This is a genomic window from Peribacillus huizhouensis (genome assembly GCF_014138605.1).
Lineage (GTDB): Bacteria > Bacillota > Bacilli > Bacillales > DSM-1321 > Peribacillus > Peribacillus huizhouensis.
In genome coordinates, this window is record NZ_JACJHX010000004.1 from 209,104 (window position 1) to 222,015 (window position 12,912).

The 12,912-nt window shown below is 38.0% G+C and carries 14 protein-coding genes; 8 read left to right on the top strand and 6 right to left on the bottom strand.

What is annotated here, in order from left to right:
- Positions 1 to 166 precede the first annotated feature (166 nt).
- Together rlmD and HNP81_RS08615 are read right to left on the bottom strand one after the other, a co-directional pair.
- Positions 167 to 1,546, bottom strand: a complete 1,380-nt coding sequence (gene rlmD / locus HNP81_RS08610; protein ID WP_182502323.1) for a 23S rRNA (uracil(1939)-C(5))-methyltransferase RlmD — start codon at positions 1,544 to 1,546, stop codon at positions 167 to 169.
- Positions 1,543 to 2,427 carry a DNA-3-methyladenine glycosylase family protein gene (locus tag HNP81_RS08615; RefSeq protein ID WP_182502324.1) on the bottom strand — a complete coding sequence of 295 codons (885 nt, stop codon included), beginning with the start codon at positions 2,425 to 2,427 and terminating at the stop codon, positions 1,543 to 1,545. Before HNP81_RS08615 ends, rlmD begins: the two co-directional genes overlap by 4 nt.
- A gap of 241 nt (positions 2,428 to 2,668) precedes the next feature.
- On the opposite strand from HNP81_RS08615, the gene HNP81_RS08620 reads away from it, so the two are divergent.
- Complete coding sequence (locus HNP81_RS08620) at positions 2,669 to 3,412, top strand: COG4705 family protein (protein ID WP_182502325.1); 744 nt, start codon at positions 2,669 to 2,671, stop codon at positions 3,410 to 3,412.
- 262 nt (positions 3,413 to 3,674) lie between these two features.
- On the opposite strand, the gene HNP81_RS08625 is transcribed toward HNP81_RS08620, so the two are convergent.
- Complete coding sequence (locus HNP81_RS08625) at positions 3,675 to 4,313, bottom strand: pentapeptide repeat-containing protein (protein ID WP_182502326.1); 639 nt, start codon at positions 4,311 to 4,313, stop codon at positions 3,675 to 3,677.
- A 139-nt stretch (positions 4,314 to 4,452) separates the two neighbouring features.
- The gene (gene pdaA / locus HNP81_RS08630) at positions 4,453 to 5,250 is read right to left on the bottom strand and encodes a delta-lactam-biosynthetic de-N-acetylase (RefSeq protein ID WP_182502327.1); all 798 of its coding nucleotides are present in this window, start codon (positions 5,248 to 5,250) and stop codon (positions 4,453 to 4,455) included.
- A 117-nt stretch (positions 5,251 to 5,367) separates the two neighbouring features.
- On the opposite strand from pdaA, the gene HNP81_RS08635 reads away from it, so the two are divergent.
- Complete coding sequence (locus HNP81_RS08635) at positions 5,368 to 5,544, top strand: hypothetical protein (RefSeq protein ID WP_182502328.1); 177 nt, start codon at positions 5,368 to 5,370, stop codon at positions 5,542 to 5,544.
- A gap of 83 nt (positions 5,545 to 5,627) precedes the next feature.
- Here HNP81_RS08635 and HNP81_RS08640 read toward each other — a convergent pair whose 3' ends face one another.
- On the bottom strand, positions 5,628 to 6,413 hold the full coding sequence (locus tag HNP81_RS08640; protein WP_182502329.1) for an enoyl-CoA hydratase/isomerase family protein: 786 nt from the start codon (positions 6,411 to 6,413) through the stop codon (positions 5,628 to 5,630).
- Between the two features lie 180 nt (positions 6,414 to 6,593).
- On the opposite strand from HNP81_RS08640, the gene HNP81_RS08645 reads away from it, so the two are divergent.
- From HNP81_RS08645 to HNP81_RS08655, 3 genes are all read left to right on the top strand, one after another.
- Positions 6,594 to 7,334 carry a DUF3888 domain-containing protein gene (locus HNP81_RS08645; protein WP_182502330.1) on the top strand — a complete coding sequence of 247 codons (741 nt, stop codon included), beginning with the start codon at positions 6,594 to 6,596 and terminating at the stop codon, positions 7,332 to 7,334.
- A gap of 212 nt (positions 7,335 to 7,546) precedes the next feature.
- Positions 7,547 to 7,969, top strand: coding sequence for a MarR family winged helix-turn-helix transcriptional regulator (locus HNP81_RS08650; RefSeq protein ID WP_028389926.1), 423 nt, complete (start codon positions 7,547 to 7,549; stop codon positions 7,967 to 7,969).
- Between the two features lies 1 nt (position 7,970).
- On the top strand, positions 7,971 to 9,161 hold the full coding sequence (locus HNP81_RS08655) for an MFS transporter (RefSeq protein ID WP_182502331.1): 1,191 nt from the start codon (positions 7,971 to 7,973) through the stop codon (positions 9,159 to 9,161).
- A gap of 225 nt (positions 9,162 to 9,386) precedes the next feature.
- Here the strand turns inward: HNP81_RS08655 and HNP81_RS08660 are convergent, their stop codons facing one another.
- On the bottom strand, positions 9,387 to 9,617 hold the full coding sequence (locus tag HNP81_RS08660; RefSeq protein WP_182502332.1) for a hypothetical protein: 231 nt from the start codon (positions 9,615 to 9,617) through the stop codon (positions 9,387 to 9,389).
- A 375-nt stretch (positions 9,618 to 9,992) separates the two neighbouring features.
- Between HNP81_RS08660 and HNP81_RS08665 the strand changes: the two genes are divergently transcribed.
- The 3 genes from HNP81_RS08665 (at position 9,993) to HNP81_RS08675 (ending at position 12,730) form a co-directional block, all read left to right on the top strand.
- Positions 9,993 to 10,799, top strand: a complete 807-nt coding sequence (locus HNP81_RS08665) for an SDR family NAD(P)-dependent oxidoreductase (protein WP_182502333.1) — start codon at positions 9,993 to 9,995, stop codon at positions 10,797 to 10,799.
- Between the two features lie 166 nt (positions 10,800 to 10,965).
- The gene (locus HNP81_RS08670; protein ID WP_182502334.1) at positions 10,966 to 12,147 is read left to right on the top strand and encodes a YhgE/Pip domain-containing protein; all 1,182 of its coding nucleotides are present in this window, start codon (positions 10,966 to 10,968) and stop codon (positions 12,145 to 12,147) included.
- Positions 12,148 to 12,190: 43 nt separating this feature from the next.
- Positions 12,191 to 12,730 carry a helix-turn-helix domain-containing protein gene (locus tag HNP81_RS08675; RefSeq protein ID WP_182502335.1) on the top strand — a complete coding sequence of 180 codons (540 nt, stop codon included), beginning with the start codon at positions 12,191 to 12,193 and terminating at the stop codon, positions 12,728 to 12,730.
- Positions 12,731 to 12,912 lie beyond the last annotated feature (182 nt).

Consider the following 12,912-nt stretch of genomic DNA (forward strand, 5'->3'; position numbering starts at 1 on the left):
ACTAAACTGATTCACATAAGGTTGTGAAGTTGGTCGGTTTTTGATACGGACTCTCCATCGGTCCCAGGGGCTGTTCGACCTTCCTTCACTTCTACTATAAAAAAATAGTAGCACAAACCATGGCCGTGGTTTGTGCTACTAATGTTAGTATGTTTAAAATAATTGTTTACTTTAATATAAGTTGTGCTACGCACTCCACATGACTCGTCTGCGGAAACATATCCACCGGCTGCATGCTCTCCACCTTATAAAGCTTACTCAGCTCCTGCAAATCCTTCGCCAATGTCGATGGATTACAAGACACATACACAATCTTCTTTGGTTTTACTTTCATCATTGTGCGTAATAATGCTTGGTCACAGCCAGTTCTTGGTGGATCCACAACAATAACGTCTGGTCTAAAGCCTTCCTTTACCCAACGTGGCATGACATTTTCTGCTTTACCAACTTCGTAATGAACGTTACTTCGGTTATGTTTTTTTGCATTTTTCTTAGCGTCATCGATCGATTCTTTGATGATGTCCATACCGCGAACTTCTTTGGCTTGATCCGATAGCCAGAGGCCAATTGTTCCGACTCCGCAATAGGCGTCGACGACTTTTTCTTTTCCTGTTAGCGCTGCTGCTTGCTTTACTTCGTTGTAAAGCTTGACCGTTTGGACAGGATTCAGCTGGAAGAAGGTACGAGCTGATAGTTCGTAAGATAAGTCTCCAAGTGTTTCATTGATGATGCGTTCTCCTGCTAGGTGAATCGTTTTGTCGCCAAAGATGACGGATGTATTGCGGTCATTCACGTTTTGGACGAGTGATTTCACTTCTGGTAGTTGATCGCGAATTTGCTTGATGAGCTCGTCTTTTCTTGGGATTTCGGTTGTTCTTGTGACTAAGACGACTTGGACTTCTCCTGTTTCGAAACCGACGCGTGTAATGACGGTACGGATTACACCTTTTTTCTTCCGCTCGTTATAAATGGAAATATCTAAGTTCTTTAAGATTTTCTTCACAATTCGTGTGACTTTATTCGTTGCTTTATGCTGAACCAGACAGTTTGGAATATCGATCAGCTGGTGTGAGTTGACACCGTATAGTCCGGCGATGATTTTGCCTTCTTTCATGCCGACTTGGAACTGGCTTTTGTTTCGGTAATTCCACGGATCTTCCATGCCAATCGTTTCTTTAATATTTAATGATTCGATTGGAACGCGTAGATAGCGTTCCATCGCTTGAACGACGATGTCACGTTTTTCAACAAGCTGTTGGTCATAGCTAAGATGCTGCAGCTGGCAGCCACCGCATTGTTCATAAACCGGGCAAGGTGCTGCAACCCGGTGTGGTGACGCTTTGCGGATTTGTTTAATTTTTGCTTGCGAAAATTTCGTATCTACTTTTGTTGCAATCGCGACGATTTCTTCGCCAGGCAAGGCACCAGGGACGAAGACGACTTTTTTCTTAAAATAACCGACTCCTTCGCCGTTAATGCCGATTCGTTTTATCGTTAATGGGAAAGTTTGGTTGACTTCTAGTTGTTGATCTTGAGTTTGGCTCATTTCTTTTCACTCCGTTTTTCCGTACTTCTCCATAAATAGAGGGAGGCATAGCTCAAATAGGGCGACCAGCTTTCGCTATATTTTAGCATTTCTTCTTTGGTCGGTTTTTGTGGCAAATTGTATAATTGCTGCACAGCCCTTTGGATGCCAATGTCAGCGATTGGAAACAAGTTCGGTCTTCCTACGCCAAATAGCAGGAAGTTTTCTGCCGTCCAATTGCCAATTCCTCTTATCTTTACGAGTGTATCGATGATTTCCGTGTCTGTTTGTTCTGCTAGTTGTTTTAAGTGTAACTCTCCAGTGGTTATCTTCTGCGATAAACCAATCACATACTCTGCTTTTCGCGTGCTGAATTGAATATCACGCAATTCTTCCACCGTTAATTGGGATGCACGTTCTGGTGTCGGGAAAAATGGCACACCATCTATTTCAAAGCCGAATGTTTTTACATAGCGTTCTGTCAGCGTATGGGCAAAGGAGAGGTTCAGTTGTTGATGAATGATGCATCTCACAAGACAGTTATAATAATCGAAGTCTAACACAATAGGTGTACCGTGATGCTCGGTAAATAATGCCTGTAGATCGGTCTCTTGAAAATGCGATGCGATTTTTGATAATGGTTCATGAAAATGGAATACTTTCTTTACTCTCTCAAGTGCTTCTTCCTTATATTCATTTCGCTCCCCTTGCAAAATAAACATCGGATTGTCCGTATTGCCGATACTTTGAATGTGAACGACAAGCGGTGTTTCTTCTATATATAGCGGCACCTTAATCGTCCGCTCTTCAAAATCAATGACATGTAAAGGATCTAAGCGTAAGCGGTCAAGAACTAAATCAAAATTATAAGGAGCTTCTACCTGTATCGTTTCCGTCCACATAATACCTTCCTTTAACAGTTTTCCACGTATTATAGCATATTTGTGATACGGTGCGGTACCTGGAAAAATTGTCGGCTGCGGATCAAGCATAGAGATGCGGCAAAACCTATAGTCTTCTTCTATCCTCTACACTTGAGTTGAAAAAAACATATCCCCTACTAAACCAACACCTATGAATAGCTAGTAGGACAATTCAACATAATAGAAAAGACATACTATGGAAGGGAGAGATCAATCACAAATGAATAAAATTCCACAAGTCACGCTTCTCTTTTGGATCATGAAGATTGATGCCACTACATTAGGCGAAACAGCAGGTGACTTGTTGTCCATGACGATGGGGGTTGGATACGGGGTCAGTACGATTATTTTATTTGCTCTTTTTATCATTACTCTTATCGCGCAACTACTATCAAAAAGGTATTACCCAATCATCTATTGGCTCGTCATTACGTCAACCGCCGTCGCTGGAACCACGATGTCTGATTTTATGGATCGTACTCTAGGGTTAGGCTATGCAATGGGTTCCACGATATTAGTTTGTATCTTATTAATTATATTTGCCTATTGGTATGCTAGTGAACGTTCGTTGAATATTCATGATATTCACACACGTAAAGTTGAAATTCTTTATTGGGTTGCCATCCTATTCTCCAATACTTTAGGCACAGCTTTAGGCGATTTCTTGGCAGATAGTTCTGGGCTTGGATATGTTGGAGGAGCCGTACTAATCGGAATTCTATTAGCTCTCATCGTCCTAGCCAAATATTTTACAAAAATTTCTCGCGTCTTCTTATTTTGGGTTGCCTTTGTCTTAACTCGCCCTTTTGGAGCAACATTTGGAGATCTTCTTACTAAACCAACTGAAAAAGGAGGGTTAAATCTAGGGACTACTGGATCATCGCTTGTTCTGGGACTCATTCTTTTAGTCCTTATAATTTACGCAACTATAAAAAATAATAAGACCTCTAACTCATTGACCTAATAAGTTTTTATGATCTTATCCCGGTACAATTGTAGCTAAAAAGAAGCTTGGAGAAATTTCTTCGAGCCTTTTTTCGTTATGAATTCATGAATATTTCTAGCCTTTTCACTGTATTCCTAATGAGTCACAATTGGTTCAATTCCATGTCTACTAGTTGTTCTTTGAATTTAACTTTGTGAAGAATTGAAGGGATCATTATACCCTTCTGTCATAGTAAATATAAAAAGCCAATTCCTCAACGTTTAGAAGAATTGGCTTTTTCTTACTCCTTAATCTTTAATCCCATCAAAGCAGCAAAACCAATTGCTTGCTCTGATGAAACCTCACAGCCTTTAAGGTCCTCCAGTGCTACGCTTATACTTTGAAATTGACAACTGCTTAGATCCACGCCTTTGAGCGAAGTTCCGATAAAGTTTGCTTCATTTAAATCACATTGCTTGAAAGCGACTTTACTAAACTTAGCTTCAAATACATCGACATTGCAAAGCGAACACGAATCAAACAGAACCTGTTTTAATTTCGCAAAACCAAAATTACTTAAGTTTGCATGACAATTTTCGAATCGAACATTTCCTAATGTTGCATCAGAAAGATTCAATCCTAAGAGTTTCGATTCCTTAAATTCAACGCGATGAATAATGGCATCGCTAAAATCTGTATTGGATAGGTTACACTTTTCAAAAATCACATCTGTTAATTCAATATTGCGGAATGATACATCAATAAAGGTCACATTTTTAAATATCACTTGTTCAAATCTGATTCGCTGGATATCTTCTCCGATGATCGAGCAATCACTTATGATGCACAATTCATAATAAGGTTCATCCATATATTGAAAGTCTGTTGGAGTTACATCATAAGGAATCTTTGGTTGTTCGATTTTAAATTTAGTCGCCATCCTATCACCTTCATTGCTTCCTTTTTCCAACAAGAATAGCATATAAATGATTGCTCTTCTAATAAAATCTACCCACATCTAATCTATCTGGTTTAAACGACATGTAAATGACACATATAAAGAGTGTGAGGTCTGACCCCTAGTACAACATCGGATTCGCCAGTTGCTGTTCAATCATTAAATCATCCAAGCTCTTAAACGTATACCCCCGCTTTTTCAAATCAGTAATGATCGAATCAAGTGCTTCGGCGTTATCTTTTGATACAGTATGCAGTAAAAGAATCGCACCAGGATGTATCTGCTTCATCACTTCACTATACGAATAGTTTGCTCCTTTTTGTTGATCGACAACCCAATCTTTAAAGGCTAGCGACCAGAAGATATGGGTATATCCTTCTTGATTAGCGATGGCCATCGTTCGCTCACTAAAGATTCCTCGAGGTGGGCGTAAATAGTTCATCGTTTTCTGCCCTGTAATTCGCTCCGTTTCTTCTTTTACTTTCTGTAATTCATTTCGAATAGCTTCGTCCGATTTTGACGTCATATCTGGATGACTCCAGGAATGATTGCCGACGATATGACCTTCCTTTACCATTCTTACAACCAATTCTGGCGTTGTCTTCAAATAATGCCCTGTCACGAAAAACGTTGCCGGCACTTTTTGGCGGCGCAGGATATTTAGAATATTAGCTGTATAGCCATTTTCATAGCCATTATCAAAGGTTAGATAAATATTCTTCTTGTCTGAGCTTCCTTTATATAAAGCACCATGCTTCTTCATCATCTCATCAAGCTTGGTACCCGCTTGTGCAGGCTGCTCATTTTTTCCTTTATTAAAGCCCCAATGATTCGGTGCATTCGAATTTGTTGCGAAAGCTTCCAGCTGTGTGACAAAGAACAACATCAGCACCATTGGTACGATTATAAGCCTTTTCATAATTCCGCTCCTCTGCTCTTTTTTACTTAGTGTTTGAACCAAGATTTAAATTATACGAAGTGGAATTTGGAAAAAAATCTAGGTTTCGGCATATACCTGTACAAAGGGGGAGTTTATATGACTTTGTGGTGGGTCGTAACAATTGGCTTTATCATCATTTTAGGCATTATCGGAATGATTTTTATTTATTTCTTTAGAAGCGGTCTAAAAAATGAAGAGATAGTCGAACCGACATTTCATGCTGATGAAGAAACGACTGAAGGAGAAAAGGATGTTGATGTGAAACTTCCATAAGTAGAGGGTTTTAAATCAGAATAAAATAAGCCAAGTTTGACCCTTAATGGGACAAATCTTGGCTCTTTTTGCTTTGCAGTCGCTTATTTATGCTGAAACATCGGTTTGCGTTTTTCGATGAATGCCAAAACGCCTTCTTTACTATCTTCTGTTCGAAAAACCTCGACAAACAATTCAGCCTCTAATTGAAGTCCTCTGTCAATCGAGGTTTCATATCCTTCATCAATGGCTTGTTTGATCCTCGATAATGATTGCAAGGAGTTTTTAGCGATTTTAGCTGCGAGATTTTTCCCTTCGATTAGGCCGTGTCCTCTTCTAACGACCCGATTGACGAGACCGATTTTTTCCGCTTGCAGTGCGGATATCGGGTCACCCGTCAGCATCATCTCCTTCGCCTTTGCTGTTCCTATTAGGCGGGGTAATCTCTGTGTACCACCCCCACCTGGGAATAAGCCAAGCTTCACTTCAGGTAGGCCGATTTGAATCTGTTCCTCGGCGATGCGAATATCACAAGCAAGCGCTAGCTCACAGCCACCACCGAGTGTGATGCCGTTTAAGACAGCGATCGTCGGCTTTGGACATGTAGCGATAAGATCCAGCGCCTCATGGCATTCGCTAATTTGCTGTCTTATATTCTCATCACCGAACATGTCTGGAAATTCTTTAATATCTGCTCCTGCTGCAAATGCCGTATAGCCGGATCCCGTTATAATAACCGCAACCGTCTCATGATCATGCTTAATATCTGTATAGACTTCTTTTAAATCTCGAAAGACCTGTCTATTGATGACGTTCAAAGGGGGATTCATAATCGTAATAATAGCTAGATTGGCTTCCTTTTCAACCTTCACAAATTGCGCCATTTTCATAACCACCTCTTATTAGGTTTAGTCAGACACATATACGCAAGACATCTCAGGGTAGATACACTTACATTCCATATGTCCAAGCCAATTTCCTTCTATGATTTGAATCCGCTCAAGATGATTGCTCATAATATATTTTGTGTTAGGACATAGTAACCGTAAATGCTTGGGGAGGAAATTACGTTGAAAAATTGGGCCTATATTTTTACATTCGTTATCTTAAATTTTATTTTGCAACCGAATATCGTTACGGCAAGCCCAAATTATCAAGAGTTACACGATACGTTACTATCGACACTAAATCCTGCTATTTCAAAAGAGATTCAAAAATTTTATCAAACAAGCAAACAATACGGATTATATGATGCAAAAATCGTCCATATTCAAAGAGTAGAAGAAGGTGGATTTAACTGTATTGTAAAGGTGCAAGTGATGACTTTTGAACATGCCCATAATCCTCCCTATGGCACGGATACAATTACCTTCGAAGTAAAACCAGATGCAGTAAAAGTGGTAGATTTCGTTCATCTCGGGGACGAGGAAGAAAAGAAAATAGGGCAATTTTATCAAGAAGCTCTAGCCGATATCCAACAAACATTTGAGCTCCATTTAAAAGATTATCAGATGTATACGTATGATCAGCTTTTATTTGAATCTGAAATACAGAAGGATTTTATACCTCTTGCTCATATTGCAGAAAAAATTATAACAACTTTGCTAAATCCTGAGATTAAACCGCCGTTTAAAAATGTCATTGACCCCGTTACCTTTATAAACGGTAGCCAAGGCTATGTTTTATTTAAAAGAGCGGATGGGACAAACTATGTGTATGTCTTGCAGAAAACAGACGATGATTGGCAAATTACCAATAAGAAAAAGAAAAAAGGCAAGAAGATGAAAGCAGAACTGCCTTGGTATGAGTAAAGTGTTTATTGAAAAAAGAGAGTTGCGAAAGACAATATCAGCCCGTTTTTCTATTTTATCAGCCGCTTAATATCCTTTATCAGCCGATTTGCAAATATATCAGCCAACCGCCTTTTCATTCCTATCTAACTTGACAATTTCGAGAAAAAGAGTATAGTTAACCTTGTTAACAGTTAATAAAGGTAACCATTATTTTAAAAGGAGAGATCTACTTGCAAGGTTTTTTTCGGCATTATTTATCTGTATACAGACCGCTCATTACCAAGTTGAATGTGCTGCTCGGCGAATATGACCTTTCCTACTCTTTGTGGCAGGTTATTTTTTTCGTAAAAAATAACGGGCCTTCCACTCTTGTGGATATATCTAGCCATTACAATATCGAAAAACCTTCTATTACGAGATCTGTTCATCGTTTGGAAGAAATGCTACTTGTTAAACAAATTCCAGGAAAAGATCGCCGTGAAAAAATTATTGAGCTTACCGATTCTGGTGAAGAAATTTATCAAACATGCCGTGCAAAGATTACGGAGTTGGAACACATGATTATGAAAGACATTCCTGAAAATATGCTGGAGGCTGCTTTTCAGGTTTTTCCATTGATACGAGAAAATCTAAATAATAAAGAGGGGAAATAAAATGAATAAACCGAAATTATGGACGAAGGATTTTCTAATCGTTTCTACCGCAAACTTTTTCCTATATTTCACTTTTTACTTATTAATCGCAACGATATCCGTGTATGCGATTGAGAAATTTCACGCTTCACCAAGTATGGCAGGTCTTGCATCTGGTATTTTCGTATTAGGGGCACTCGTTGCACGTCTTTTCTCAGGGAAATCCATTGAACAAGTGGGTAGAAAAAAGATGTTGTATATTGGCTTTATTTCGATTTTAATTGTCACACTTCTCTATTTTGTCGTGAACAGCATGACCACCCTTTTAGTGGTTCGTTTCTTACACGGTGCTGCTTTTGGGATGGCTTCAACAGCGACAGGAACCATTGTCGCAAGTGTTATCCCGAATGAACGACGCGGGGAAGGTACCGGTTATTATGCATTGAGCGTGACTCTTGCTGCTGCAATCGGACCATTTTTAGGCATCTTTATCAATCAACATGTCGGCTTTAATATGAATTTCATTTTATGTACAATTCTGTTACTTGTTAGCTTTATTGCTGCTTTCTTCTTAAAAGTGGCCAAAGTGGAATTTACAAAAGAACAATTAGCAAACATGAAAGAATTTAAGCTTAGCAACTTCTTTGAAACGAAAGCTTTTCCCATTTCAATCATTGCTGTCTTTGTTGGATTGTGTTACTCAAGTATTCTTACCTTCATTACATCTTATTCACAGGAAATTCATTTAGTTGATGTCGCTAGTTTCTTCTTTGTTGTGTATGCTGTGGCAATTTTAGTATCTAGACCGTTTACTGGCCGGTGGTTTGATACCAAGGGTGAAAATTTTGTGATGTATCCAGCCTTTTTATTTTTTGCTATCGGTTTGCTCATTCTTAGTCAAGTACATCTTGGCTATTCCCTTTTAGTAGCTGGAGTATTTGTTGGACTTGGCTATGGAACATTTATGTCTAGTGCTCAAGCGATTTCGATTAAGGTGTCTCCAAAACATCGAATGGGGTTGGCAACGTCTACTTACTTTATCTTTACTGATTTAGGAGTAGGGATTGGACCATTTATTCTAGGATCTTTAATTCCTGTCATGGGCTTTCGCGGATTGTATATGACGATGGCTATCGTAATTTTTGCTTGCATCTTCTTATATTATTTCTTACATGGAAAAAAAGCAGTACGTGGAACAGTCACTATGAGCTAATTAGTTAAGAGGCAGACCTCACTTATGTCATATAATCGACTTATAGCTGTTTTTAGTAAGATGTAGTTTTATAAAAAAGATTGATTATTTATAACCTTATCGTGACTTAAATTAAAGAAGCCATAAAAAATAAGGAGTGATACATGACTAATATGTATCACTCCTTTACTTCTTGTTCAACAAGCGAGTCCTTATAATCAATCTTATAATCAATTAATTCTTCTTTCACCAAAGCACCTTACTGTTTAATCTATTTCCAAATGTCCTTTTTCTCTTCTTTTTCGGGATTTCCTCTTGCTTCTGTATATAATCCACTGCTAGATCTAACTTTTCTTTAAACAACCGTTTTTCTTCTTCATATTTCTTCATCAATTCCCCAACTGAAGAAGCAATTTCTCTTGTGTATTCTTCCATAGATTCAACTTTCTCTCTGATGGCTGCATACTCTACTGCCATATCTTTAAATGCTATCAAAAGTTGATCATATTGCGTTTCTAAAAATGCGATATCTGTTTCTTTTCCCGTATTGATAGTGCGGTATCGCTTGGCGATACGCGATGTATTGCTTTATTCATATCGTTTACAATATCGCTTTTTCTTCTCATATTTTCTTAAACTATAATCCGTATAAAATTAACCTATTTGGTAATTTTAGTTAAGTAGCTAAAATTACCATACATACAATTGACTTTATAAAAAGAATAGAGTACATTGCTAAATGTACTTTAACCAAACCACTTTGTTCAAAGTAGCTTAATTAAAGTGGTTTGATTAAAATGTATTTTAACTTAAGGAAAGATGCAACATATTTTAATAAGAAGGTGGATTATTATGGGAAGAGTGCAAGGGAAAGTAGCATTAGTGACAGGTGGGGCATCAGGTATAGGGTTATCGATATCCACATTGATGGCGAAGGAAGGCGCAAAAGTCGTGATTGCCGATTTTAACGAAGCAGGAGCAAAAGAAGCGGCTGAAAACATAAAAAAACAAGGTGGGGAAGCAGTTGGAATTTTCTTGGATGCTGGAAAAGCAGACTCAATCCAGGTAGCTGTCGACTTCACAATTGAACAATATGGAACGATTACGGTACTTGTTAATAATGTGGGTTTGACTAACTTACAAAAAGATCTGGATGTCGTGAATTTAGATTTGGAAGAATGGGACAGACTGATGGATGTGAATTTAAAAAGTGTGCTATTGGGAAGCAGATTTGCAATTCCTCACATGATTAAAGCTGGAGGCGGTTCCATTATCAATACAGCCTCTATGGCTGGATTTACAGGTGACGCTGTACGATCTGCATATGGGGCGTCCAAAGCTGCTGTAGTGAATTTGACTCGTTATATCGCTGCTCAGTATGGTAAAGATCATATTCGTTGTAACGGAGTGGCTCCAGGTCTTATATTAACTCCTGCAGCGAAAAATAATATGCCTCCTGCTGTACTCGATATTTTTGCGAAATTTAATGCATTACCATACCATGGTGAAGCGGATGATATCGGATATACCGTTCTATTCCTTGCATCTGATGAGTCCAAATTCATTACAGGTCAGACGATCCAAGTGGAAGGCGGTCATTACATGGCCAACCCAAGCATTTCTGACTTTAATGATTATGTAACTAAACAGTCGAAATAATCGTGTGGACATTCATATAACAAACTATCCCCTGGATAAGATCAGACTTATTCGGGGTTTTTAGTTAGGAATCTCTTATTGAATTAACCATACATACAATTGACTTTATAAAAAGAATAGAGTGCTTTGAATATTATTTATTTTATCTTCAGGAAGGATGCAACATATGAAATTTACTCAGTTCTTAAAAACAAAAGGTGCGAATGCTGCAATTTTCATGGGGATTTTCTACGCAATCGCAATGCTAGGCATCTTCTTACCTGGTTATACAGCAATTCCAGGAAACATCGATAAATTACCGATTGCTATTGTCAACGAGGATGCTGGTGAATACGGGGCAAAGATTGCCAGCCAGTTACAAGTGAATTTACCGTTTAAAGAAATCGAGACGGGTTTAACGAATAAAAAAGCCTTAAAAGATTTAGAGAAAAATGATTTAGGATTGGTCGTGCACATTCCAGAAACATTCTCTGCAGATATGAAAAATGGCGAGACTTCATCCAGTATCGACTTTACAATTAATGAAGCTGGGGCAACAGTTGTTTCTTCCACTATGAATTCAATCGTTACGGAAATTAACAACCAGTTAAGCGCACAATTCTCACAACAAACAGCACAAGACGTGTTAATGAACTTCAATGTACCAGAGAAGCAAGCTGCGGAAGTAGCGGAAAATATAGAAACAGCTTATGTAGGAAATGTAGTTACAATTAACGAAATACCAGACGGTATGCATAATAATATGCTACCAATGTTCTTAACAATGGCCGGCTATGTTGGTGCGATGATCGGGTCGATGCAATTAGTAGGCGCATTTAAAGCAAGCCGTAAAAAAGCGAGCAAAACACGTTTATTCATTTATGTACAATTAATTGCGTTAGTGATTGCAGTTGTATCGTCACTAGTTGCTACAGGCGTAGCATATTTAATCAATGAGCCAAGTGGTGGTGACCTGTTCTTCAGTTTAGTAGGGCAACAAACTTTAAATTATATGGTATGCTTCAACTTCACAGCGATTTCAATCTTCTTATTAGGTGAAGGCGGAATGATTTTAAACTTACCAATTTTATTTACACAAACATTAGCAAATGGTGCCACAATTACACGTGAAATGATGTACTTACCATATGAATGGATGAGCCACATTTCACCAATGTATTACTCGGTACAAGCGTACTTTGCAAACTTATATGGAAGCATTAGTCCAAGTCCATATATTTGGTCGATGGTTGCTGTTGGCGCGGTTGCGATGTTAATTAATATTATTATCGTCGCTATTTTCCACAAACCAATGTCAGTATATGTTCCGGCCACAGACGCTAAGAATACTACTGAAATCACAGCTTAGTTTTGCTAAATTAAGGACAATTATTCTTGAGGGAGCATAGAGAATGGACACACAAATTTTTATATTGAGCAAACTGATGGAGGGTAACACTTATCCTTATAAAATAAAAAAACAGCTTTCAGATCCCGTTCCATTAGATCAACTAGGTGGGGTGACAGAAAGTAAACTGTACTACCATTTTGATTCATTAGTAAAACAGGGTTTAATTGAGATAGTCGAAATCATAAAAGAAGAACATCGACCTGATAAACAAGTATTTGGGATTATGACTAAAGGTCGTGAAGAACTACCGAAAAAAATCTACAAAGTGTTTGAAAATGCGGATACTATTAGTGAAATGGTGGTAGGGTTATTAAACATCAAGTATGTGGATCGTGATAAAGTAGTAGAAATACTAGAAAAAAAATTAAAAATATTTATTGCTCATTGGGAGCATATTATGGATTTTGACAAGCAGATTCAGGTAGACAAAGATAAAGAAAATCTTAAAGAATTTCTTGGTGGCTATATTTCAACTAGAACAGAGCACACAATTTCTTGGCTTGAAGAGTTAATTAAACGGATTCAACAAATGGACATATAAAGGGATTGTAAGTTGACCTGATAGAATTTACACTATATGATATTTCAGGAAATTATCACCTCTTATTAAGTGCTGTTTTCTCATTTAACTTTAAAATCCAGCTACCTTCACACTAGAAGATCAGCTGGGTTTCTTCATTACTTGTCGTTGTTCTTCTGAATAAGCTGTTAAAGGAGTAGGTT

What these genes read in the sequence shown, in the direction of transcription:
- HNP81_RS08625 (WP_182502326.1), bottom strand. Translation starts at nt 4,313, where the DNA reads ATGGCGACTAAATTTAAAATCGAACAACCAAAGATTCCTTATGATGTA.
- HNP81_RS08635 (WP_182502328.1), top strand. Translation starts at nt 5,368, where the DNA reads ATGACTTTGTGGTGGGTCGTAACAATTGGCTTTATCATCATTTTAGGC.
- HNP81_RS08675 (WP_182502335.1), top strand. Translation starts at nt 12,191, where the DNA reads ATGGACACACAAATTTTTATATTGAGCAAACTGATGGAGGGTAACACT.
- HNP81_RS08640 (WP_182502329.1), bottom strand. Translation starts at nt 6,413, where the DNA reads ATGAAAATGGCGCAATTTGTGAAGGTTGAAAAGGAAGCCAATCTAGCT.
- HNP81_RS08665 (WP_182502333.1), top strand. Translation starts at nt 9,993, where the DNA reads ATGGGAAGAGTGCAAGGGAAAGTAGCATTAGTGACAGGTGGGGCATCA.
- HNP81_RS08660 (WP_182502332.1), bottom strand. Translation starts at nt 9,617, where the DNA reads ATGGCAGTAGAGTATGCAGCCATCAGAGAGAAAGTTGAATCTATGGAA.
- HNP81_RS08620 (WP_182502325.1), top strand. Translation starts at nt 2,669, where the DNA reads ATGAATAAAATTCCACAAGTCACGCTTCTCTTTTGGATCATGAAGATT.
- HNP81_RS08655 (WP_182502331.1), top strand. Translation starts at nt 7,971, where the DNA reads ATGAATAAACCGAAATTATGGACGAAGGATTTTCTAATCGTTTCTACC.
- HNP81_RS08670 (WP_182502334.1), top strand. Translation starts at nt 10,966, where the DNA reads ATGAAATTTACTCAGTTCTTAAAAACAAAAGGTGCGAATGCTGCAATT.
- HNP81_RS08615 (WP_182502324.1), bottom strand. Translation starts at nt 2,427, where the DNA reads ATGTGGACGGAAACGATACAGGTAGAAGCTCCTTATAATTTTGATTTA.
- rlmD (WP_182502323.1), bottom strand. Translation starts at nt 1,546, where the DNA reads ATGAGCCAAACTCAAGATCAACAACTAGAAGTCAACCAAACTTTCCCA.
- pdaA (WP_182502327.1), bottom strand. Translation starts at nt 5,250, where the DNA reads ATGAAAAGGCTTATAATCGTACCAATGGTGCTGATGTTGTTCTTTGTC.